Here is a 22,282-nt window from a genome sequence, read left to right as displayed (position 1 = left end):
CCTAAAGAACTTGTGTCGGATGGAGCCGTTGTACTGCTTCATTTAAGGGGATCAACTCCCGCTTCATCGAGGATCGTTCCACCCATTCGACCTGGCCCTGATCTGCGGTTTTACCGATAATCACCCGGTACGGAATCCCAAGCAGATCCGCATCATGGAATTTGCTGCCCGGACGCTCTTCCCGATCATCCAGCAGGACCTCAACGCCGGCCTGAGTCAATTGCTCATACAGCTGCAAGGCAAGGTTCATTTGTTGCGGATGCGACACGGAGATCGGAATGATGTGAACATGGTAAGGAGCGATCGCTACCGGCCATTTCAGGCCATGCTCATCATGATGTTGTTCGGCGATCGCAGACATCAGCCGGGAAAGACCGATTCCATAACAGCCCATGATCATCGGCTGCTGACGCCCCTGAGCATCCAAAACTACAGCGCCAAGCTGCTCACTATACTTGGTTCCAAGCTTAAACACATGGCCAACCTCAATTCCTCGCAGCAAGTGGAGCCGCCCCTCATGACAGTGAGGGCAGATATCCCCGTTAACAACGTTACGGAAGTCGCCGACGATTGCCTCCGGCACATCGCGAGTCGGTTGGACCGAGCGCAAATGGGTGTTGGCGGCATTTGCCCCTGCGATGACGTTGTTCATGCACGAAGCTTCCTTGTCCAGGAACACCGGGATATTAAGGCCGATCGGACCGGCATATCCAACCGGGGCGCCGGTTATTTTCTCTACCGTCTCGCGATCAGCAAGCTGCACCTGATCCACCTCTAGCCGAGCTGCTACCTTCAGCTCGTTCACTTCGTGATCCCCGCGCACGACGACCGCAATCGGTTCTTTTCCCTCAGGGATGTAGATCAACGTTTTAAGGAATTGTGTAGGGCTTTCATGAAAGAACTCACACAACTGTTCGATCGTATGCACGTCAGGTGTATTGACTTCCTCCGGAAAGGCCCCATCCAGCGCTTGATTCGGTTGGCTTCCGCTCGGCGGTGCCGAAGTTGCCTTTTCAAGATTCGCCGCATAATCGCAATTCCCGCATACGGCCACAAGATCCTCGCCGATATCGGCTAGCGCCATAAACTCATGGGTACCTCCTTCCCCACCAATCGTTCCAGGATCAGCTTCAACTGCCCGGTATTCCAAGCCGCAGCGCTGAAATATTCTTTCATAAGCGGCAACCATGGCATGGTATGCGCGATCCAAGCCGGTCCAATCGGGATCAAAGGAATAGGCATCTTTCATCAGGAACTCCCGCCCGCGCAGCAAACCAAACCGGGGGCGCCGTTCGTCACGGAACTTCGTTTGAATTTGATATAAGATAAGAGGCAGCTTACGGTAAGAGCTCACTTCATCCCGCAGCAGCGAAGTCATAACCTCTTCATGGGTCGGTCCGAGAGTAAACTCGCGGTCATTACGGTCCTTGAAGCGGATCAGCTCGGAGCCGTAACGTTCATACCGACCGGATTCCCGCCACAGCTCCGCCGGCTGCATTGCGGGAAGCAGCATCTCTTGAGCCCCGACCCGGTCCATCTCCTCCCGCACAATCCGTTCGATTCGATGCAGAACTTTTCGTCCCATAGGCAGGTAAGTGTAGATTCCCGCTGCTAATTGGCGAATATAGCCGCCGCGCAACAGAAGTTGATGGCTGCTCGCCTCGGCATCAGATGGAGCCTCTCTTAAGGTTGGAGACAATAATCGACTTTGGCGCATTTCAACGACCTCCTTCATCTAGAAAACAAAAAGACACATCCGTCAAGGGACGAATGTGTCGTGGTACCACCCTAATTCCACCACTGAAAAATTCTGTGGCGCTTAGACCAAGGTAACGGCTGGCGACCGGTACGAGTTAAAGTTTCGACAGGAAACCTCCCCGTACAGCTCACAAGGCGGGAAAAATTCACGAGCGACAGAGACCTTCCAGCTTCAGGGCCTCCTCTCTGAGGACGCAGTCGTCAATTTCAAATCCTTGATCACAGCTGATGGAACGTTGAACTAATATTGAAAATGAATTTACCGAATTTAATGCTTCCTGTCAAGGCTGCATCCCAAAATAAGATTGCAGCAACGGGATCAAACCCAGCGGGTTCTTGCGCAAATCCTTGGCACTGAAGAAGATGCTTCCGCTGATCTCAGGAACCTGCCGGTTGTAATCCAGCTGATCGATGATTTCCTGGGCGCTGGACCAGCCGATCTCCGGCGTTCCCAGCTTATAGGGCGCGTGGCCGATGTAAAGCTTCACGTTGGTCCCTCTAACCTCTCCGGCCCACCAGTCGGCCAGCAGGTCATACCGGACTTCCTTGCGCGTCATACTCCAATAGATCTGCGGAGCCACATAATCGATCCACTCGTTATTAATCCAGGTCCGAACATCGGCATAGGTGCTGTCGTAAGCCGTTACGCTCGCTTTTGTATCGGAGCCGGTCAAATCGCTCGACTTGTTCCGCCAAACACCGTACGGGCTGATGCCAAAGGACACGTTGGGTTTGGCCTGGTCGATGCTTTGGCCCAGCATCTGTACAAACTGATTGATGTTATCGCGGCGCCAATCGCCCTTGTTTGCGATTTTCTTAGCATTATAGGCTTTAAACGCAGCATCATCCGCAAATTTCTTCGCGGCGGTCTCCCCCGTCGGGTAGAAATAATCATCCAAATGAACGCCGTCGATCTCATACCCGTTCACGACTTCCATGATTGCGCTGATCACGTGATCGCGGGCTTCCGGAATTCCTGGATTAAGGTAAAGTTTGCCATCAAATTTGACTATCCACTCCGGATGTTGGTTCGCCACGTGATTGGCCGGAAGCTTGCTGGTGTCGCTGCCCGTGCTGGCGCGGAACGGATTGAACCAGGCGTGAAATTCCATGCCGCGGCGGTGCGTCTCTTCAATGAGGAACTGCAGCGGATCGTAACCCGGATCCTTGCCGGCGGTTCCCGTCAAATAAGAGGTCCACGGCACCAAAGAGGAAGGGTAGATGGCGTCCGCCGAAGGGCGCACCTGGACGAACACTGCGTTCATCCCCATCGCTTGCACTTCGTCCAGCAGCTTGACGTATTCGGCTTTCTGAGCTTCCGCCTTGCCGTAGGAGCTTTTGCTTGGCCAGTCCAGGTTGGAGACGGTGGATACCCAAACGCCGCGCAGCCCGTTAGCCGTTTCGCCCGTAACCGGAGGTTCAGGCAAATCGCCTTGCGGAACCTCCTCGCCCGTCCCGGGAACCGACGGCGCTCCCGCAGATCCGCTTGTCAGCGTAATCATGCGAGTCTGCCCGTTCCAATCGACGGCAATCCCCAGCTGTTCGCTCACAAAGCGAAGCGGTACCATCGTCCGTCCGGAGCTGATTTCTACGGAAGCTTCCAGGTTGACGGGACTCCCGTCCACTTGCACCGCAGAAGACCCTAAGGTCAACACGAGAGAACTGCCGTCCTTTTGAATCGTCGCCGTTTTATTGACTTGGGACCAGGCAACCTGGGCCCCCAGGTTCTCACTGATCACCCGGAGCGGCACCATGGTGACGTTCACCCCAGGCTTAATGTACGGCGAAGCATCGGTGGACAACGCTTCTCCGTCAAGCATAATCCGAATATCGGTTGCGGCCGCAGCCGCCGGCACATTTCCGGGATAAGGCCATAAGAAGAGCAACACTAGGAAAGGAATAAACCAATTGCGAAATTTCATCAGAATCCTCCACATCATCGTTATGTACGGACAAACCGTGCTACTCTCTTAAACGTCTGGTGGAAGGGAAGAGTTGCGCTCCGGAAAGAAAAAAGCATCTGCCTTATCTCAAAGGACAGATGCTTCTTCTATGACTCGCTGATCAATTCCTGATGAACCGTCTCCAGATCCCGAATCCGGGAGCTGTCGCGCTTGAAATACTCCACCAGCGTTGCGATACGCGTAATGGAATCCCAGCTTAAATGATGCTCAATGCCTTCGACATCTTTATAAATGTTCTCGTGGTCGACGCCGATCATGCCGAGGAATTCCTCCAGCAGCTGATGCCGGTCCACGAGCCGTTTGCCGATTTTTTTCCCTTTGTTGGTCAGAACAAGGCCCCGGTATTTCTCGTAGATCAAATATTCATCCTTGTCCAATTTTTGAATCATCTTCGTAACGGAGGAAGGATGAACCTCCAAACCTTCCGCGATATCGGACACACGCGCGTATCCCTTCTCGTCGATCAGTTTGTAAATACGCTCCAAATAGTCCTCCATACTGGGCGTTGGCATCTATCGATTCCCTCTTTTCCATGAGTTGACGCGGACAAAACATGTACGCAGGTTAACATTACTCTGTTAATGATACATGTTCTGATTGTCCGTTGGCAAGTGCACATCCGCACACTTTTCCCGAGTCCCCTCTTAGAACTTCAGCCATTCGGGGGTAATTTGCTGCAGCCAAATCGTAATTTGGGCCATGCGATTCGTAAACAGCAGCACCCCCATCAACAGCATCAGCGCTCCCCCCACCTTCATCATGACGGCGGAATAGCGGAGAATCCATTTGGTCGAACCGATAAAAAAAGCCAGCGCAAAAAAAGGCAAAGCGAACCCCAAGGTATAGGCGGTGATGAGTCCAATCCAGGTTCCCGGTTCCGTCACGGCTAAAGCGATAATCGCGGCCAGGATCGGGCCAAACCAAGGGGACCACCCCGCCGAGAAACCAATGCCGAAAATAAACGAACCCACATAGCCGGCCGGCTTGAATTTCAAGTCCATTTTCCGTTCTTTGAGCAGAAACTGCGGCTGGAAGACTCCCATTAGAAAAAGGCCCATACAAATAATCAAGATAGCGGACAGCTGCCGGATTAACCCGCGGTATTGGTTAAAAAACTCCCCAAACAGACCGGCGCCAAAGCCCAGCGTGTAGAACACTACCGAGAAACCGAGGATAAACGCCAGCGTATGCGTCATCGTCCGGAACCGGACGTCCCTCTTGCTCTGCTCCGTTCTCAATTGCTGCACGGACATCCCGGTGATATAGGACAAATAAGACGGATATAAAGGCAAACAGCAGGGCGAGATAAAAGAAGCAATCCCCGCACCGAAGGCGATCCCGAGATGGATGTCAGCCATAAGAACCCCCTATGTACCCTTGCGGGCTAGGCTAGGCGGATAATCCCCGTTTGCCCAGCAAGGTTAGTATCAACATACAGATCAGCAGCAGCACGATCGTCGCGCCCGGCGCCAAATTCCAGATGCCTGCTACGACCAAGCCCGCCACAACCGCGATTTCGGCAATGATGACCGAGAATAGAACGGACGACTTAAAGCTACGGGCGATCAACAGACTGCAGGCCGCCGGAATCGTCAGCAGGGCCGAGACCAGCAAAGCGCCGACGATTTTGATCGCGGTGCTGATCACCAGCGCCGTCATAACCGTGAGCAGCAAATTCAACAGCTTGACCGGGAGACCGCTCACTGCAGCGGCATCTTCCTCAAAGGTCAGAAGGAAGAACTCCTTGAAAAAAGCAGCCACAACGACTACAACGACCAAGGTGACCCCTAAGGCGACGTACAGATCCGTCGTATCCAGCGTATAAATACTGCCGAACAAATAGCTGACCACATCCGTATTGTAACCCATCCCCAGGGTGAAGAACAGCGATGCCAGCGCGACGCCCCCGGACATAATGATGGCGATCGACAGTTCGGCATACCCTTTATACGCTTTGCGGAGCTTCTCAATGGCAAACGAGGCAACGACAGCAAATACCAAGCCGATGCCAACGGGGTAGACACCGATCAGAAAACCTAAGGCCACCCCGGCAATGGTCACGTGAGCCAACGTGTCTCCAATCATCGACAGGCGGCGCAGCACCAGAAAAATCCCGATCAGCGGTGCCGTCAGCCCGATCAGCAGACCGCCGGCCAACGCTCTTTGAAAAAAGTCAGCGGATAAAATCTCCAATTTGAACAACTCCTAAACCAACGAATGCTGCAGATCCGGGATCGCGCAGTCCTGCTCGTGCGAGTGGCGCACGTAAAATTTAATCGCCCCGCAATGCTCGCGAGGTTCCTGGCCCAGCTTCCCTTCGATCATGCTGATATCATGAGAGACCATCAGGAACGTCATATGATGATGGGCGTGCATATGAAAGATTAATTCGAAAAAGTCGGCTTGCGTCTGCGCGTCGATCCCGACCGTAGGTTCGTCCAGTACAAGCAGATCGGGTTTGTTGACGAGCGCCCGCGCCAAGAACACGCGCTGCTGTTGGCCGCCCGAAAGCTGACCGATTCGCTTCTCCTGAATCTCGCTGATTCGCATCACTTCCAGCGCATCGTCACATTTGCGCTGCTCCTCGCGGCCAATGCGGCGAAACAGCTTCTTGTTGTTGTAGAGGCCGGACAACACAACCTCGCGAACCGTCGCCGGGAACAGGGGGTTAAAGGCGTTCTTCTGCGGCACATACCCGATTCGCTCCCAATCGCGAAAGCGTCGAATCGGCTCGCCGAACAAGCGGATTTGCCCCTCCGTCGGAGGCAGCAAGCCGACCATCATCCGCAGGAGCGTTGTTTTCCCTGCCCCGTTCGAACCGATTACGCCGACGAAGTCCCGCTCGCGAACCCGAAAACTGAAGTCGGTGATGACCTTTTGCTCTTGATAAGCGAAGGAGACGTGGTTGAGCTCGATAACACTGTCATGACAAACGGCATCCTGTGCCGTGTTTGCGTCGGATCTCATTTGCTTAGCGTCCTTCCGATACATGTAGTTTTCTTCTTATTGTAGAGCCTGGATCAGATTTTGCAAATTTTTCTCCATCAACGTAAAGTAATTATCCCCGGCTTGCGCTTGAGCTTTCGTTAATCCTTCGACCGGATTGAGGACCAGGGTCTCCACCCCCGCTTCGGAAGCCAGCGTTTTCGCCAGTTTATCCGAGACGAGCTCTTCGAAGAAAATGTATCGGATCCCCTTTTCCTTCACCATCTTCGACAGGGCTACCAGGTCCTGGGCCCGCGGTTCGGCTTCCGGCGAGAGTCCCATAATGGCGTGTTGGGTTAAGCCATAATCCCGGCACAAGTAACCAAAAGCTTGGTGAGATACGACAATCTCCTTGTTCGGCAACGCGGATAACTGCTCCGTAAACTTGGCGTCGAGTGCCTGCAATTGGCCGAGCAACTGCTGATACCGGGCCTCATAGGCCGCCTGATGCTCCGGATCTGCCTCAATGTAGCTGTTCTTGATATTCTCCGCCATGACGATGGCGGATTTCGGACTGACCCAGGTGTGCGGATCAACGTGATGATCGGCCGCTTCCTCCTCCTGATCCGTGTCCGTCCCCGCCTCATGACCCGCTTCTTCGCCATGTCCATGACCGTCGTTGCCATGATCGTGGCCGTCGTCCCCATTCGCTTCGATCAACTCGATGCCCCGGCTGACCTCCACGGTTTTGACCTTGTTGTCGCTTCCCAAGCCCTTCAGAAAATTCGGAACCCAGCCCTCCAGACCCGCGCCGTTATACAAAAACAACTGGGCTTTGGATGCATTCAGAATATCCTGGCTGCGGGGCGTCCAATCATGCGGCTCAACGCCGGTCGGCAGCAAATTGATGACATTCGCGTCTTCTCCCCCGATCGCCTGCGCAAATTCGTAGATGGGATAGAAGCTGGTGATGACATTGACTTTCCCCTCCACAATAGAACCGCCGCTCGTGTTCTTCCCGCAGCCTGCCAAGATCAGCAGCAACGTAAGCGCCGCCGCCGTAAAGACGAACCCCCGTTTCAATCTATGTATAAACATCAATGACTTCCTTTCTTAATCGTAATGATTACCAACAAGGATTATAGGGCCTATCTGGAACGATTGTCAACCACTATTATTCTTCCTCTATTTGCGGCGAGACAAACAAAACCGCCAGAGGAGAATCCCCTGGCGGTCAAGCGGGCAGCAAAGCAGCCCATGCAAGAGCGGTTTGGTTGTTGTTACTTCACAATCGCGCCGTTTGGCATCGAATCCGGCACCGTCGCCAGCGTCAGCTGGTCGCCTTGCGAGGCAGCGAGGATCATCCCCTGCGACAGCTCGCCGCGCAGCTTCACCGGCTTCAGGTTCGTCACGCAAATCACCTTGCGTCCAACCAGCTCCTCCGGCTTGTAGAACTTGGCGATGCCGGACACAACCTGGCGCTGCTCGTACCCGAGATCCAACTGCAGCTTGAGCAGCTTGTCGGCCTTCGGCACCGGTTCGCAGGCCAGCACTTGCGCCACGCGCAGCTCTACCTTAGCGAAATCGTCGATGCCGATTTCGTCCTTCAGCTCCGGCTGTTCTGCCGCCGGAGCTGGCGCGGCCGCAGCAGCCGGGGCTGTTGCCTGCGCCGCCAGCGCCCCCCCGCTCATCGAGTTCGAAATGAACTCGATCTCCTGCTCCGCGTCGAGCCGCGGGAAGATCGGCTCGCCTTTGACGAGCTTCGTTCCGGCCGGGATCCGGCCAAACGTCTTGGTGCTCTCCCAGGTCGTCAGCTCCCCGGGAGCAATCCCGAGCTGCGCCCAGATTTTCGCAGGGGCCTGCGTCAGGAATGGCTGCAGCAGAATCGAAGCGATCCGCAGCGACTCGGCCAGATGCACCATCACCGACGCGAGTTCGCCTTGCTTCGCTTCGTCTTTGGCCAGCACCCAAGGCTGCGTCTCGTCGATGTATTTGTTCGTGCGGCTGATAAACGCTCCGATATGGGTGAGCGCCACGGAGAATTCCATCTTCTCCATCACTTCTTCCACCTTGTGAGCCGTATCCAGCGCCGCTTGCTCCAGCTCGGCATCGTACGCCGTGGCGTTCGGTTCGTAAGCCGGCACTTCGCCGCCGAAATACTTCTCAACCATCGCTACCGTCCGGTTCAAGAGATTGCCCAGGTCATTCGCCAGATCGGAATTCACCCGCTGCACGAAACTTTCCGGCGTGAACGAGCCGTCCGAGCCGAACGGCACCTCGCGCAGCAAATAATAGCGGGTCGCGTCGAGCCCATACCGATCGATCAACACGTTGGGATCCATGACGTTGCCTTTCGATTTGGACATTTTGCCGCCTTTCATCAGCAACCAGCCGTGACCGAACACTTTCTTCGGCAGCGGCAGCCCCAAGGCCAACAGCATAATCGGCCAAATAATCGTATGGAAGCGTACAATCTCTTTGCCGACCAGGTGAACGTCCGCCGGCCAATAACGCTCATACAGTTCCGGGTGATCCGTGCCGTAACCAAGCGACGTGATGTAGTTGGACAGGGCGTCGATCCATACGTACACGACATGCTTCGGATCGCCCTTCACCTTCACGCCCCAGTCGAACGTCGTCCGCGACACGGCCAAATCTTCCAATCCCGGCTTGATGAAGTTGTTGATCATCTCGTTCTTTCGGGACTCCGGTTGAATGAAATCCGGATTTTCCTCATAATACTTCAGCAAGCGATCCACGTAGCGGTTCAGACGCAAAAAATAACACTCTTCCTTCACCAGCTCCACGGCATGGCCGCTTTCCGGGCTTTTCCCGCCGATGACTTCGCCCTTGTCATTGCGAACCACGTCAACGAGTTGGGATTCCGTGTAATACGTCTCATCGGGAATACTGTACCAGCCTTCATACTCCCCTTTGTAAATATCCCCCTGCTTCAACAAGCGGTCAAAAATCTCTTCCACGACCTGCTTATGCCGCGCTTCCGTCGTGCGGATAAAGTCGTCGTAGGAAATGTCCAGCTTCTCCCACAACTGCTTGATCCCCGCCACGATACCGTCTACGAACTGCTGCGGGGTTTGGCCTTTTTCCTTCGCTTTCTGCTCGATCTTCTGCCCGTGCTCATCCGTCCCCGTCAAATAGCGGACATCAAATCCGCGCAGCCGCTTGTACCGCGCCATGGCGTCTCCGGCCACCGTCGTATAGGCATGGCCGATATGCAGCTTATCGCTGGGATAATAGATCGGCGTCGTAATGTAGAAAGTTGGTTTGTTGGACATTCTACCTTTCATCTCCTTTGAACTTTGATTTCATTACAACAAAAAAACTCCCGCCCCATCATGGGGCGAGAGAGTTCTCACGCGTTACCACCCAAATTCCCCGCACCTTCACAGGCAACGGGCTCCATTGGTCGAATCCGACCGTCCGTTAACGCCGGACCCTACGCCATTCCCTCACCTGTGCGCTGCGCGGAAGCCCTGCGCTAGGCTCGAAAACGATTCCTCCCGGACCATATTCCAAAGACGCTCCAGACCGGTTTGCAGCTCCCCCGGCTCTCTGTGGCTGGATCTTATCCCTGTACTCATCCGTTCCCTGGAAACCTATCGTTGTTGCTTTATATTTTATATTAAAAAAATTTCCAAACTGTGTCAAGCCGCACTGAGGCGGCCTTTTCCCTGATGGGATCAGGCTTGTCCGCCATTCAGCGGCGGCGTTCCCTGCTCCTGCTCGCCCCCGCGTGTCTTCCCCGCCTTAGGCGGAACCGGGTCATACCCGCCGGGATGGAACGGCTGGCATTTGACGATCCGTTTGGCCGCCAGCCAGGACCCTTTCAGCGGGCCGTGCACCTCAATCGCCTCCAAAGCGTACGCCGAGCAAGTCGGATAGAACCGGCAGGTCGGCGGCTTGAGCGGCGAAATAAACTTGCGGTAAACATGGATCGGCGCCTGGAACGTTTTGCGGACTACGCCCATCTCAGGACACCTCGTTTGGGTCCGGCGCGGCATTTTGCGGCTTACCGTCCGGGCGGCAGTTTTTACAATACCCGAAAACCTCGAATTTATGTTTCACGACCTGGAACTGCTCCGGCGCATCTGTCAGCGGCATCGGGCAGAAATGGATCGGATACGTCTTCTCGCATTGCAGGCAGATCATATGATGGTGATGATGCCCCTCGCTGCTGCAGCTGGCTCTGAACTTCAAGCCGTCTTCAAATACGACTTGCTCCAGCACGCCCAGCTCCTCCATGACCCGGAGATTTCGGTATACGGTATCGAAGCTAAGGCCGCTGTACTCCTTGCCCATATATTCATAGACGTCCTTCGGGGTCAGATAACCGTCCCGTTCGGCGAACAGCTTGGCCAGGCTTTTGCGTTGATCGGTAATCCGCAGCCCCCGGCTGGACATCACTTTAATAATTTCCTCGGTCGACAGCATGTGACATTCCTCCCGTCTACCCTTACTCCATGCGTCTTCTCTAATAATGCCCCAAATCAAAAGCTCCGTCAATGCGATGGGATACAGCAAGTCCCTAAGGCATCTTGCGAGCCTCTAAACTCTAAATGTTGCACAAACTACAGCATTTCAAGAGGTGAACGGCTTCCTAACAGCAAATTGTTGCACAAAGTGCAGCATTTCAGGGGATTTCATGCCTAACTCCCCCGGATTGTTGCACTTTTTACAACATTCCCTCCCCATCCCCCTGGCTACTGATTGAAATATTGCACAAATTGCAACATTTCATCCTCTGCCCTTAATACATAAAAAAACACGGCGCCTCAGCGCCGTGCCTTTCCTGTCTTATTCGCTTTTCTTCTCCGGCATCTGCTGGAACAGCAGGTTTACGGACAGGTTGCTGCCCGGAGCAGCCGTGAACACCAGATCCACGGTTTGCTCGCGTTCGCCGGTCCGGAACAACACGGCATTCTCATTAGGCGCGCCAATTCCTCCGACCGTCGGCAAACCTACGATATCCCCGTTGACCATGACTGCGCCCGAATAATTCCCGCCGCGCGGGTTAAACGAAACCAGTGTGTTTGGCGCAACGCGGTACAGCTTAATCCGGTACAGGACACCGAAGTTGCCGGCGTTCAGTCGATAGTCGCCTTTTATGCCATCGGCACCTACCAGGAACGGGTCGCTGGAGTTATCGCCGATCAGCAGCCGGGATGGCTTGTTGCCGATCAACTCGGTCACTTCAATATTTCGGTTGGCCTCCATATAAGTACCGCGATTATGAATGTCGGGTTCAAGCGCGCTCAAATAAGGCAAAGTCTTAAACGGATCCTGGTCTGAATCGACCATAATAACCGTGTAGTTTAACGTATGGTCGCTGTACAAGTCTGCAAACAACGAGATGACGTCGCCTTGCTTCATCGCTGTCGCGCTTAGCTCGTTCAGGATGATTTTGCTTTCCCCTGGAGCAAACCACGTTTCCTTGTATTTGCTGCCGGTTTGCATCGATTCGTAATAACGCTGTACCGAAGCTTTCCCTGCGGCCGTGGCATAATTACTCGGACCGCCAAAGCCCAGGTTGCTTTGCGTCAGACGTGCCGTTTCGCCGTTGTTGTTCGTGGCGATCACGTACATTTTGACCGGTTTCCCCGTAGCATTGGCGTGGTGGACCATAAAACGCGTATTTCCGATAGCCGTTTCCTTGTACACGATTCCTTTGGAATAGACCGTTTCCGGGCTGTTGCTGCGGATCAACGTGACCGCCTCGGAAGTGAAGTCGTATTTGATCCGCTCCCAGCTCGGCACCTGGGTGCCGTCGAATGTATATTTCTCGCCTACCGGCATGAACAGTTTATTGAATTCATCCTGCGTATAGAGCGTTTCGTTCGTAATCGTAATCGTCTTCTCTACGGTCGAATACAAGCCGAATTGATTGACGACTTTCAGACGGATCGTCGTTTGACCCGGCGTAAAAAACGCTAGCTGCTTGTTTTCCCAAATTCGTTCGGTGATGCCTACTTCGTCCGTACTGAGGTCGTTGTAAGTGATCAATTCACCCATTTTATAGGTGTCTTTGTCCGTCGTAAAATTCGCCACCGGCGGCGTATGCGGCTTGCTGACATGAATCGTCAACGTAAACGGATTACTCCATTGTCCGCTGGAATCCTGAACCCGGTAAGTCACGGTATAATCCCCAGGTGTCATGAACATATCCTGGCGCCCGATCCACTCCTCGTTCACGATAGGAAGCCCGATCGGTGAGGAGGAATTCGTCACATATTGGACCTGTGTTTCGCCCGCGACCACTTCCTTGTTGCCGATTGTAAACGAAGCTGTCGGCAGTGTGTTCAAATTGACGATCACCCGTTTGCCAACCGAGTCATACGAATAGGTGATATTCAAAGCCTTCGTGATCGCCGTTAACGGCACCATGAAGTTGTTTTTGGCGGAATAGGATTTCCCCCGCATCGTCTGGGTTACGCCGTTGACTTTATAGGAAGTCGTATTCAGCTTGAACCGAAGCTCATCGCTGCCCCGCTTGATGATCGTTTCCTTCGTTGCATTGTCAAAAGACATTTGGAATCCGGCCCGCTCTACAATCGCCCGAATTGAAATGTAAGAGACCCCGTCCTTCACTTCCATCGGGTAGCCGGCAAGGTATTCCTTCCCGTTCTGGTACATCTTCTTGCTGTTCATCATCAAAATCAATTGACCCGAGTTGCTTGGGTCTTGCGTCACTTGATCAACCGGCGGTATGACCGGATTGGTTGGCGGGGTCGATTCGTCCCCCGTTTCCGTGCCTTCCTGACCATCTCCCGGGACCGTATCCCCTGTCGTTCCCTCGTTCGTTCCTGGATTCAGAGAAGGATCGTCCGTCTGCACTGCATCGGCTGGAGGTGCCCCCGTCCCGTTATCCGCAGGCTGCTGAGTTACGGTCGCCGGATCCACGCCGTTTCCTTGTCCCAATTCCTCCGCACTAGCCGGAAGCACCATGGCAATTTGGGATGCCACCAACATCGTGGTAATTAACACTCTCTTTAAATTCATGCTTAAACTCCCTTACTCTCCCATTTTGTAAAACACCCTTTAATCTCACAATGTATTAAACGCAGGTTAAAACGAAAAGTTGCTGACAGAATCCACAATAAAATAGCAAAAGCCGTCGTTCACTGCCGCATTTTCCTTTATTTTTTGACAAACCGGCGCAAAAAACGCCCGGAAATCCATCCCGGGCGCTACGGTTAAACCTGCGTTAAGCTTGAACTAAACTGACGGGCAAGACGCCTCGTGCCTGCGTCTCGCCAACCAGTACCTTGGCCGCCGCATCCAGTGAATACGGGCGATTCTCATACAAGCAGAGGTACGTCTCGATCTCCGGAAACGCGTTCAGATCGTAAGGATTGCGCGTAGACACAACCATCACTCGTTTGCCTGAGAGCTGCCCGAGACGCCGTACCAGCGTTTGCTGGCCTTCGGGAATCGCTCCCTCCGCCGTATAGGTAGCCACGACGATCTGGCCGAACTCTTGGGCCCGCTCCAGCACCGCGGCAATCTCCTCATCGCTAGGCTGAGTCCCGATCACCGCCGTGACCACCTGGCCATGCAGCGGTCGCAGGGCATCCGCCAGCGTATAGGGATGCACCGCCGGTTCGTCGACTTCGGTACGATGCCGCAGTTCCGGCCAGACGACCAGCACCGGCCGGTCGCTCTCGAGCGGCAGGCTGCCCGTCCCTTTCACAAGCGTCACGCTGCGCTCCGCCGCTCTCCGCAGCAGCGCGCCGCTCTCCGCCTCCGGCGTCAGCGGCCCTGCCTCCGCGGTCGCTGCGGCCACCGCCTGCGCCGCGCTGCCGATCCGCTTCGCCTTGAGCGCCAAAATGCGCTCCAGCGAGCGGTCGATTCGCGCTTCGCGGATTCGGCCGCTTCGCACCGCTTCGGCCACCCGCTCGATCGCTGCACGCTGGTCGGCCAGCGTATGGCTCACGAGCACCAGGTCCGCGCCGGCTTCGATCGCCTGCACCGCCCCTTCGGCGATCCCGTAATGCTCCGCAATGGCCTTCATCTCCAGGCAATCGGTGACGATCAGCCCGCCGAAGCCCAGTTCCTCGCGAAGCAAGCCGGTCAGCACGCGGTGCGACAGCGTCGCCGGAATCCGTTCCGGCTCGAACGCCGGAAAGATCACGTGCGCCGTCATAATCGCGTCGACGCCCGCCGCAATCGCTTCGCGGAACGGCGCCAGCTCCACCTGGTTCAGCCGCTCCTTCCCGTGCGGGACGCTGGCTAAGCCGCGGTGGGAGTCCACCGCCGTATCCCCATGGCCCGGAAAATGCTTCGCCGTTGCGATCACGCCCCGGGCCTGGTACCCGCGTACCGCTGCGGCCCCATGTACGGCTACCCGCTCCGGGCGTTCCCCGAATGAACGGACGCCAATCACGGGATTCGCCGGATTGTTGTTGACATCGACGCATGGCGCAAAGTTGAAATTGATGCCGAGCTGCAGCATCTCCTTCGCGGCCAGTCTCGCAACCTCCTCCGTCAGCGCCGGTTCATCGACGGCCCCCAGCGCCATATTGCCGGAAATCCGGCTCATTCCTTCGTGATCCAGCCGGGCCACCATGCCGCCCTCTTGGTCGATCGAGATGAACAGCGGGAGCTCCGGCTTGCTCCGCGGCAACGCTTGCAGGCTCCGCGACAACGCGGCGAGCTGCTCCACCGAAGCGATATTCCGGCGGAAGTAGACTACGCCGCCTACATGATATCGCTCCACCAACGTCCGAATCTGTTCGTCCGGCACCAAGCTGTGAAATCCGCAAATAAACAGCTGCCCGATCTTCTCCTCCAACGTCCATGCCTTCAAATCCACGTGCCGTCCCCCTCATCAAATCGTAAATCCCCAACCGTAAGCTCCATCCGACCTAAGATACATTCGATTCCTTCTGCCGAAAGTCCGACGGCGTCATCCCGGTATACTTCTGAAAGACCTTGGTGAAATAACGTCGTTCCTGGTAGCCGATGGAGATCCCGATCTGGGCGATCGAACGCTCGCTGCTTCGCAGCAAACATTTGGCCATCTCCATCCGCTGCTTCGTCAAATATTCCACAAACGTTTCGCCAAAATGGTTCTTGAAGAGCAAACAGAAATAACTGCTGCTGATCCCGAGGTAATCGGCGATGTCCTCGATTCCAAAGTCGTGGCCAAGATGGTTCTGGATATAGCTTTGCGCGGACATCATCAGCAGTTCCGTGGACTTCTTCGCCGACAGGCAACTGCGCGACTGCTCGATAAGCGAGAGAATCAGCGACAGCAGCTCCTTCAGGCTCATCGGCTCCCGCAGCCGCTGCCATAACGCTTCTTCCTGCTCCAGCGGCAGCATTTGCAGCTCGCGCATTTCCCGCAGCAGATGAATCAGCAAATAATGCATCAGCTTCTCCGCCGCACCGGCCCGTTGCTCGTCGAGTCGGCCATAGAACGATTTCAGTTCCCCGGTGATGCGTTCCAACGCCTCATGGCTTCCGTTGCGCAGTCCGGTTCCCAGCTGTTCGATCCAGCCCCATTGCAAGTCCACGGCATCCGTATCCGCTCGAAGTTCATCCGCCGACACCCAATCCGCTTCCACCAAACCACCCTGCGCCGAGCCTAAAATCAACCGGTGCTGCAAGCGATGGTACAGTACCGACAATTCCTGCAGCCGAGAGGGCTGAGCGGACATGCCTATACGTACCGGCAGCTCTTCCTTGCTTCGGATAAGCTGCCGAATCTGCTCATACCCCGCCATCAGCGCCTCCTCATCGAGGGGCTCATCCGCGGCGGAGGCGGGGAATACCAAACACCATTCGCCTTCACGAATCTGCAGGACGGTCAGATCGGGCAGCAGCTCGCCAAATATCTCCTTCAACGCATGTCTGATGTGCAAATTCCAGGCCTTTCGCTCATGAAGCGTCCAGACGATGGAACGATGCGAATATCCTTCGAGATCCAACAGAAGCATAGAATAACGGCGCTGCTCCATTTGACCGTCCTCCTCGTCCCATAGGAGCCCTTCCCCGTCAGTCTCCTGACCAAGCAGAGAATGCAATAGAAAATTCTCATTGGCCAAATCGACCACTTGATGGAGTCGTTGTTCTTTGTTCAGATTTTTGCGCTTCTCCCGGATCTGCTTGGCGACAGTCCGAACCGTCTCCTCCAGCTCAAAGTAATTAATCGGCTTGCAAATGTAATCCTTAACCCCGTACCGGATCGCCGTTCGAGCATATTCAAATTCCTGATAACCGGTCAACAGCAAGATTTCGCAAGGAATCTCCCGCTCCCGAAGCTCCTGCAGCAATTGAATGCCGTCCATCACCGGCATGCGAATATCGCTCAAGATCAAATCAGGACGATGTTGAGAGGCTAACTCCAACGCCTCCTTGCCGTTCTTGGCCATCAAGACATGTTCGAACCCTATTTCTTCCCAAGGCAATACCTTCGACAAGTTCGTGAGAATATGAATTTCATCGTCAACCAGCAGCGCTTTTAATCTCATCGGAATCACCCGCCCCATATCTTGGTATTACACACTGAATCGTCGTCCCCAATCCGGGCTGCGAACAAATAAACAAGCCATATCTGCTTCCGTATTGAAATCTCAGCCGGTCATACACACTGCGAAGTCCCAGGCCCCGGCGTTCATGACTGGGGTAAGGCGCCAAGGAACGATACGCCGGATCGTCCAAATCCGCATATTGGATCTTCGCCAACTGCTCGTTCGTCATCCCGATTCCGTTATCTTCAATCCGCAGCAGGATGCGGTCTTGTTCCATTCTCCCCGTGACCGTGATCCTGCCTTTATAATCGATCCCCTCAAACCCGTGCTGAATGCTGTTCTCCACAAGCGGCTGCAAAGTCAGCTTGAGCAGCAGGCAATTCTTCATTTCGTCCGGTATCTCAATCGTATACTCAAACAGCTCGTCGAACCGGAATTTCTGAATTTCCAAATAACTTCGCAAATGCTCAATTTCCAGGCTTAGCTTGATTTCTTCCTTATCCTGAATGCTGATTCGCAAAATGCTGGCCAGCCGCAGCACCATTTCGCTGACCTTGCGCCCCTCGTTCTGAACCGCAAGCACGTTGATCGACTCCAGCGTATTAAACAGGAAATGCGGTTTGATCTGGGCCTGGAGGACGCGCAGCTCGGCATTGGCTTTCTGCAGTTGCTCCCGCTTGACTTGCTCAAACAGCTCATTGATTTTATCCATCTGGTTGTTGAAGCCCTTCTGCAGCAGGAGCAGCTCGTCATCCCCTTTCTCATCGACCCGGGCGTTCAGATCCCCGCTCTCCACCTTGCGCATAAACCTTACGATCACGCCGATCGTTCCGGTAATCCGATTGATAAAGATGAAGTTGAACAACATCGCCGTCAGCACGCAGATGCAGATAATGGCGACAAACCATTTGGCAAAGGTGGTTACCTCTTGCGACAAATAACTCCAGGAAGTTACCGAGACGAGGCTCCACGGGTAATCTTGCAGTTTGTAGATCGATATAACGCTCTCCTGGCTGTTAAATTTGCCTTTAAAACTCCGATAACCCTCGCCAAGTTCCCATTCCTTCGGCAGATAGGCCCCGATTTGATGACCATCCAGCTCGGATTGATAATCGTACAAAATCAAGCCCTTATCATTAACCAGCATAAACCGGGTATCCCGCATTTGGCTGCCCAGCTTCAGGTTCTGGAAAATCTTCTCGAACTCCCAGTTCTTGATCTGCACCACCAGTACGCCCACCCGATCCAGATTGCTCAGCTCCTTAATCAGGCGAATTTGCGTGAACACGTTGTCCGACCCGGTTAATTCCGGGTACTCGTGGGGAGCAATCCATTTAGGCTGGCCGTTAAGGGCCATCACTTCGCTATATAAAGGATGCTCCTTGAATTTCTCGTACGGCAGCGTCTCAAAATTTTCCTTGTTGAAAATCGCAATGACATTGGATGCCCGGCCCCCGTGGATGTTATATAGAAACGCGTAGTCGATGGCCGGATGACTGTACAGCAAGGACCGGAAATTTCGCTGATTGGCATTCAGCTCCAACTGGGTCGTGGCCGTCAAATCCTGGGTATCCGGGTCCTTCGCCGACAATGCAGCCTGGAATACCCCTTTGGCAATGCCGTTATCGGTGACATTGTCCATCTCCTGGAAGACGTTCTTGATGCTGTAGCCGATGGCTTTCAGCGAATATTCCGCCTGCTGGCTGTATTTCTTCTCGATAGAGTTAAACGTGATTAGGAACGTAATGATCCCAAGTATAAATAAAGGAATGATCACTAGGCCCAAAAAAGCGGTAAACAGCTTGATTCGCAAATTCATCGGCGGCAGCTCCCAAATGGTAAGACTAACCTTATTCTATCACGCCTCCGTCTATCCTTTAACGCTGCCGGCCGTGACGCCTTCAATTATTTTTTCCTGAAGCACCGCATAGATGATCATGACGGGCAGAACGCTGAACACAATGCCGGCGGACATCTGCGCATAGTTCGTGTTGTAAGCGTCGCGGAAGCCAACCATGCCAACCGGAAGCGTACGCAACTCTTCACTGGACAAGAAATAGTTGGCCAGCAAAAATTCATTCCAGTTGCCGAGAAAATTGATGATGAACACCGTCACGATCGCCGGAACCGTAAGCGGGAGCATGATTCGGAAGAACATGCCGGCGGATGACAAGCCGTCCATGACGGCAGCTTCCTCGATTTCACCGGGAATGGAGCGCAAGAACGCCGCCAGGATGATGACCGAGAACGGAATCGCATTGGCCACATAAGGCAAAATGAGCGCCATATGCGTGTCGAGTACATTCAGGTTGCGCATCATCCCGTAAATCGGCAGCAGGAGCGAGTTGTTTGGGATCAACATCCCCAGCAGGATGAGCTGAAACAAGATCGCACTGATCCGGTTGTACCGCATCCGCGTGACGGCAAAGGCGAGCATTGCGGCAAACAGAATGGATAAGCATGCCGACAACACGCCGATGTACAAGCTGTTAAAGAAAAACGTGCTGATTTTGGCGTTTACCCAAGCGTTGACATAGTTGTCGAAAATGATTGACGACGGCAGACCAAACGGATTCGATGCGATCGCCTGGTTGTCGGTTTTGACCGAGGAGAACAACACGAACAGAAACGGATATAAAATGATGAGCAAATAAGCCATCAGAAACAGATGCGGGATCGACTTTTTCAGCATTCTCATCAGTATTCAATCCTTTCTGTACGCCGAACAACGAGAATTTGATACAAGGCGGTAATGATGATTGTAAACACAAAAATGAGCACGGCGATGGCATTGCCAAACCCGTGGCGGAAGCTGGTAATAGCGTAGCGGATCATGTAGGTCGCCATCACGTCGGTTGAACCGGCCGGCCCGCCTTTGGTCATCACCAGCACGATATCGGCCGCTTTCATGGCGCCGGCCACCGACAGCATGATCACAACGCTAACGATCGGCATAATCAGCGGGATCGTAATTTTGACGGCCCGTTGAATGCCGTTCGCCCCGTCGATCGCCGCCGCTTCGTCCAACTCGCGCGGAATCGCCAGGATGGCCGCCAGCACCATGACGATGTAGAACCCCGTCCACTGCCAGGCATTCGTGATCAGGATGGAGATCATCGCCCAATTTTTGTCGGACAGCCAATATACCGGGGAAATGCCGAACACCCCTAGCAATTGGTTCATGAGCCCAAAATCGGGGTTATAGATGAACCCCCATAAAATGCCTATGACGGCAGTCGACATAATGGACGGCATAAAAACAGCCGTCTTGTACAACCCCTTAAGCTTCTTGACGTTTGCGATTAACAGAGAGAAGAAAACGATCAATGGCACCTGGATCAGGCAGGAGAACAAAATAAAATACACGTTGTTCCGCACCGATTTCCAGAAAGCTTGATCCTCGAACGCCATCGCGTAATTATCGAATCCGATATAAGTCATATGCTTGGAAATCCCGTTCCAGCTGGTAAAGCTGTTATTGACGGCCGTAAAGATCGGATAGATAAAGAAGGCAAGGAACAAGATCAATGCCGGGAGAACAAACAAACTATAAATCAGAGGACTTCTGAGCGCTTTGTTCATGCCAATACCTCCGTAGTTGGAAGCAAGGGCGTCCCCTGAACCGCTGCCGGCGGGTGACGCCCTTGCTCGTTTTTCATACTAAAATTTATTCCGCCGCGGCATTGGCCGTATCTTGCGCCGCCTGGACATTTTCCAGCATTTTCGCCGGCTCGATTTCACCGCCGATAATCTGTTGGATCCCCATGCTGAGCGCGGTATTCACTTCGGCTTGCACCAGTGCGTCAAACGCCGGGAAGGAAGTGCCAATTTCGCTCACCGCTTTGAAAATATCCTGCATTAACGGGTCGTCGGACGCCGTCTTCATCTGCTCCAGATCCATCTTCATCGCCGGCAGCACGCCGTCTTCCTTCAAGCCGCGCAGTTGCATCTCATCCGTCCACATGTTCTTGATAAACTCTTTCACTGCGGCAAGCTTCCGCGGATCGTCCGCAACAGCGCTGGAGAAGCCGTACCCGTTGTTCGCGTCCTGCATCACAACGACCGGATCGCCTGCATTCACCGGCGGCATGTTGAAGAAGCCGATTTTGCCGACCATATCGCCGGCTTGGGCCGGATCGCGGAACACGGAGTTCGCCCACGAGCCGTCCATCATCATGATCGCTTCGCCCGTAATGATCTGGTTTCTCATATCCGCGTATTCAAAACCAAGCTCGCCTTTTTTGAAATACCCTTTTTTCACCCATTCCTGATGTTTGGCAATGGCCGCGACCATCTTCTCGTCCGTCCATTTGGTTGTGCCCGCCTTGAAGCCGTACGTGATCTCCGGTCCGGCATAATACGACCACAGGTTGTTGGTCGTCATCAGCGGGATCCAGGCATCCTTGGACGATTGGGCAAACGGAATTTTACCGTCCGCCTTGATTTTCTCGGCGATTTGCTCCAGTTCCCCAAGCGTCTTCGGCACCGTTAAGCCCTTGGATTCGAAATACTCTTTATTATAGAAGTAACCTTCGATCGAGCCGCCGATCGGCAGACCGTACACTTTCCCGTCCAAGGTAAACGGATCGAGTGTCGTAAATTTATCTTTAATCCCTAATTCTTCGATGATCGGCGCCAAGTCCAGCATCAAGCCTTCCTTAGCGTACAGCTGGGCATCCGGGCTGCCGAATACGTCGAAAATTTCCGGCGGTTTGCCCGCAGCCATTTCGCCCCGCAATTTCTCTTTGCGGTTCACTTCGGAGTCAACCGCATCCAGCTTAATGGTTAAGCCCGGTACAGCGGCTTCCGTTTGTTTGACGACATCCTCCAGCATCGCCAGGCGGAACTTCTTGGATTCCCCTACCTGCGTGTGGCGGATCGTAATTTCAAACGGATCGTTATTCGTTTCCGTTTCCGTCCCCGCATTGGACGTGCCCTGGCCTTCGTTCGCCGGGGTAGGGGCAGCATTTTTCCCGTTGTTGCCGGAATTGCCGCAGCCCGCTAACAATGCGGATGCGATAAACACCAAAGACAGCAGCAGCACCAAACTCTTCCTCATGTTTGATAGACCCTCCTCAAACTCGTTTATGGGATACACCCTCATTATAGAAAGCGCCATCACCTTTGATAAGGAGGACATTTTTC

At 54.1% G+C, this 22,282-nt stretch carries 17 protein-coding genes; all 17 read right to left on the bottom strand.

The features are described 5' to 3' along the window. Position 1: 1 nt before the first annotated feature. The gene (locus BN3795_RS13490; RefSeq protein WP_068785153.1) at positions 2-1,717 is read right to left on the bottom strand and encodes a proline--tRNA ligase; all 1,716 of its coding nucleotides are present in this window, start codon (positions 1,715-1,717) and stop codon (positions 2-4) included. A 322-nt stretch (positions 1,718-2,039) separates the two neighbouring features. Continuing rightward, on the bottom strand, positions 2,040-3,680 hold the full coding sequence (locus tag BN3795_RS13485; RefSeq protein WP_068785152.1) for a family 10 glycosylhydrolase: 1,641 nt from the start codon (positions 3,678-3,680) through the stop codon (positions 2,040-2,042). Positions 3,681-3,808: 128 nt separating this feature from the next. Further along, on the bottom strand, positions 3,809-4,234 hold the full coding sequence (mntR, locus tag BN3795_RS13480; protein ID WP_068785151.1) for a transcriptional regulator MntR: 426 nt from the start codon (positions 4,232-4,234) through the stop codon (positions 3,809-3,811). Between the two features lie 132 nt (positions 4,235-4,366). Continuing rightward, positions 4,367-5,080, bottom strand: coding sequence for a cytochrome c biogenesis CcdA family protein (locus BN3795_RS13475; protein WP_068785150.1), 714 nt, complete (start codon positions 5,078-5,080; stop codon positions 4,367-4,369). 31 nt (positions 5,081-5,111) lie between these two features. Further along, positions 5,112-5,915, bottom strand: a complete 804-nt coding sequence (locus BN3795_RS13470) for a metal ABC transporter permease (RefSeq protein WP_068785149.1) — start codon at positions 5,913-5,915, stop codon at positions 5,112-5,114. A 12-nt stretch (positions 5,916-5,927) separates the two neighbouring features. After that, positions 5,928-6,689 (bottom strand): metal ABC transporter ATP-binding protein, encoded by a 762-nt coding sequence (locus BN3795_RS13465; protein WP_068785397.1) that lies wholly within the window; start codon positions 6,687-6,689, stop codon positions 5,928-5,930. Between the two features lie 36 nt (positions 6,690-6,725). Further along, positions 6,726-7,745: a metal ABC transporter solute-binding protein, Zn/Mn family gene (locus BN3795_RS13460; RefSeq protein ID WP_068785148.1), complete on the bottom strand. Its 1,020-nt coding sequence runs from the start codon at positions 7,743-7,745 to the stop codon at positions 6,726-6,728. 182 nt (positions 7,746-7,927) lie between these two features. Further along, complete coding sequence (gene metG, locus BN3795_RS13455; protein WP_068785147.1) at positions 7,928-9,943, bottom strand: methionine--tRNA ligase; 2,016 nt, start codon at positions 9,941-9,943, stop codon at positions 7,928-7,930. Between the two features lie 405 nt (positions 9,944-10,348). Beyond that, positions 10,349-10,636 (bottom strand): membrane protein insertion efficiency factor YidD, encoded by a 288-nt coding sequence (gene yidD / locus BN3795_RS13450; RefSeq protein ID WP_068785146.1) that lies wholly within the window; start codon positions 10,634-10,636, stop codon positions 10,349-10,351. Between the two features lies 1 nt (position 10,637). Further along, on the bottom strand, positions 10,638-11,099 hold the full coding sequence (locus BN3795_RS13445) for a Fur family transcriptional regulator (protein ID WP_068785145.1): 462 nt from the start codon (positions 11,097-11,099) through the stop codon (positions 10,638-10,640). Between the two features lie 363 nt (positions 11,100-11,462). After that, on the bottom strand, positions 11,463-13,664 hold the full coding sequence (locus BN3795_RS13440) for a stalk domain-containing protein (protein WP_068785144.1): 2,202 nt from the start codon (positions 13,662-13,664) through the stop codon (positions 11,463-11,465). A 205-nt stretch (positions 13,665-13,869) separates the two neighbouring features. Continuing rightward, on the bottom strand, positions 13,870-15,477 hold the full coding sequence (gene nagZ / locus BN3795_RS13435) for a beta-N-acetylhexosaminidase (protein WP_068785143.1): 1,608 nt from the start codon (positions 15,475-15,477) through the stop codon (positions 13,870-13,872). Positions 15,478-15,529: 52 nt separating this feature from the next. Continuing rightward, the gene (locus BN3795_RS26075; protein ID WP_068785142.1) at positions 15,530-17,137 is read right to left on the bottom strand and encodes a response regulator; all 1,608 of its coding nucleotides are present in this window, start codon (positions 17,135-17,137) and stop codon (positions 15,530-15,532) included. Continuing rightward, a complete protein-coding gene (locus BN3795_RS13425) occupies positions 17,112-18,956 on the bottom strand; it encodes a cache domain-containing sensor histidine kinase (RefSeq protein WP_068785141.1) in 1,845 nt (614 codons plus the stop codon). Before BN3795_RS13425 ends, BN3795_RS26075 begins: the two co-directional genes overlap by 26 nt. Positions 18,957-19,007: 51 nt before the next feature. Next, positions 19,008-19,835 (bottom strand): carbohydrate ABC transporter permease, encoded by an 828-nt coding sequence (locus BN3795_RS13420; protein ID WP_068785140.1) that lies wholly within the window; start codon positions 19,833-19,835, stop codon positions 19,008-19,010. Continuing rightward, positions 19,835-20,719 carry a carbohydrate ABC transporter permease gene (locus tag BN3795_RS13415; RefSeq protein WP_068785139.1) on the bottom strand — a complete coding sequence of 295 codons (885 nt, stop codon included), beginning with the start codon at positions 20,717-20,719 and terminating at the stop codon, positions 19,835-19,837. The genes BN3795_RS13420 and BN3795_RS13415 overlap by 1 nt, the downstream gene beginning before the upstream one ends. An 85-nt stretch (positions 20,720-20,804) precedes the next feature. Next, positions 20,805-22,196: an ABC transporter substrate-binding protein gene (locus BN3795_RS13410; RefSeq protein WP_068785138.1), complete on the bottom strand. Its 1,392-nt coding sequence runs from the start codon at positions 22,194-22,196 to the stop codon at positions 20,805-20,807. Positions 22,197-22,282 lie beyond the last annotated feature (86 nt).

This window comes from Paenibacillus phocaeensis (assembly GCF_900021165.1).
Classification (GTDB): domain Bacteria; phylum Bacillota; class Bacilli; order Paenibacillales; family Paenibacillaceae; genus Fontibacillus; species Fontibacillus phocaensis.
This window is presented reverse-complemented; position numbering and strand designations above follow the sequence as displayed.

What these genes read in the sequence shown, in the direction of transcription:
- mntR (WP_068785151.1), bottom strand. Translation starts at nt 4,234, where the DNA reads ATGCCAACGCCCAGTATGGAGGACTATTTGGAGCGTATTTACAAACTG.
- BN3795_RS13445 (WP_068785145.1), bottom strand. Translation starts at nt 11,099, where the DNA reads ATGCTGTCGACCGAGGAAATTATTAAAGTGATGTCCAGCCGGGGGCTG.
- BN3795_RS13485 (WP_068785152.1), bottom strand. Translation starts at nt 3,680, where the DNA reads ATGAAATTTCGCAATTGGTTTATTCCTTTCCTAGTGTTGCTCTTCTTA.
- yidD (WP_068785146.1), bottom strand. Translation starts at nt 10,636, where the DNA reads ATGGGCGTAGTCCGCAAAACGTTCCAGGCGCCGATCCATGTTTACCGC.
- BN3795_RS13440 (WP_068785144.1), bottom strand. Translation starts at nt 13,664, where the DNA reads ATGAATTTAAAGAGAGTGTTAATTACCACGATGTTGGTGGCATCCCAA.
- BN3795_RS13490 (WP_068785153.1), bottom strand. Translation starts at nt 1,717, where the DNA reads ATGCGCCAAAGTCGATTATTGTCTCCAACCTTAAGAGAGGCTCCATCT.
- BN3795_RS13420 (WP_068785140.1), bottom strand. Translation starts at nt 19,835, where the DNA reads ATGAGAATGCTGAAAAAGTCGATCCCGCATCTGTTTCTGATGGCTTAT.
- BN3795_RS13465 (WP_068785397.1), bottom strand. Translation starts at nt 6,689, where the DNA reads ATGAGATCCGACGCAAACACGGCACAGGATGCCGTTTGTCATGACAGT.
- metG (WP_068785147.1), bottom strand. Translation starts at nt 9,943, where the DNA reads ATGTCCAACAAACCAACTTTCTACATTACGACGCCGATCTATTATCCC.
- BN3795_RS13415 (WP_068785139.1), bottom strand. Translation starts at nt 20,719, where the DNA reads ATGAACAAAGCGCTCAGAAGTCCTCTGATTTATAGTTTGTTTGTTCTC.
- BN3795_RS13410 (WP_068785138.1), bottom strand. Translation starts at nt 22,196, where the DNA reads ATGAGGAAGAGTTTGGTGCTGCTGCTGTCTTTGGTGTTTATCGCATCC.
- BN3795_RS13475 (WP_068785150.1), bottom strand. Translation starts at nt 5,080, where the DNA reads ATGGCTGACATCCATCTCGGGATCGCCTTCGGTGCGGGGATTGCTTCT.
- BN3795_RS13425 (WP_068785141.1), bottom strand. Translation starts at nt 18,956, where the DNA reads ATGAATTTGCGAATCAAGCTGTTTACCGCTTTTTTGGGCCTAGTGATC.
- BN3795_RS26075 (WP_068785142.1), bottom strand. Translation starts at nt 17,137, where the DNA reads ATGAGATTAAAAGCGCTGCTGGTTGACGATGAAATTCATATTCTCACG.
- BN3795_RS13460 (WP_068785148.1), bottom strand. Translation starts at nt 7,745, where the DNA reads ATGTTTATACATAGATTGAAACGGGGGTTCGTCTTTACGGCGGCGGCG.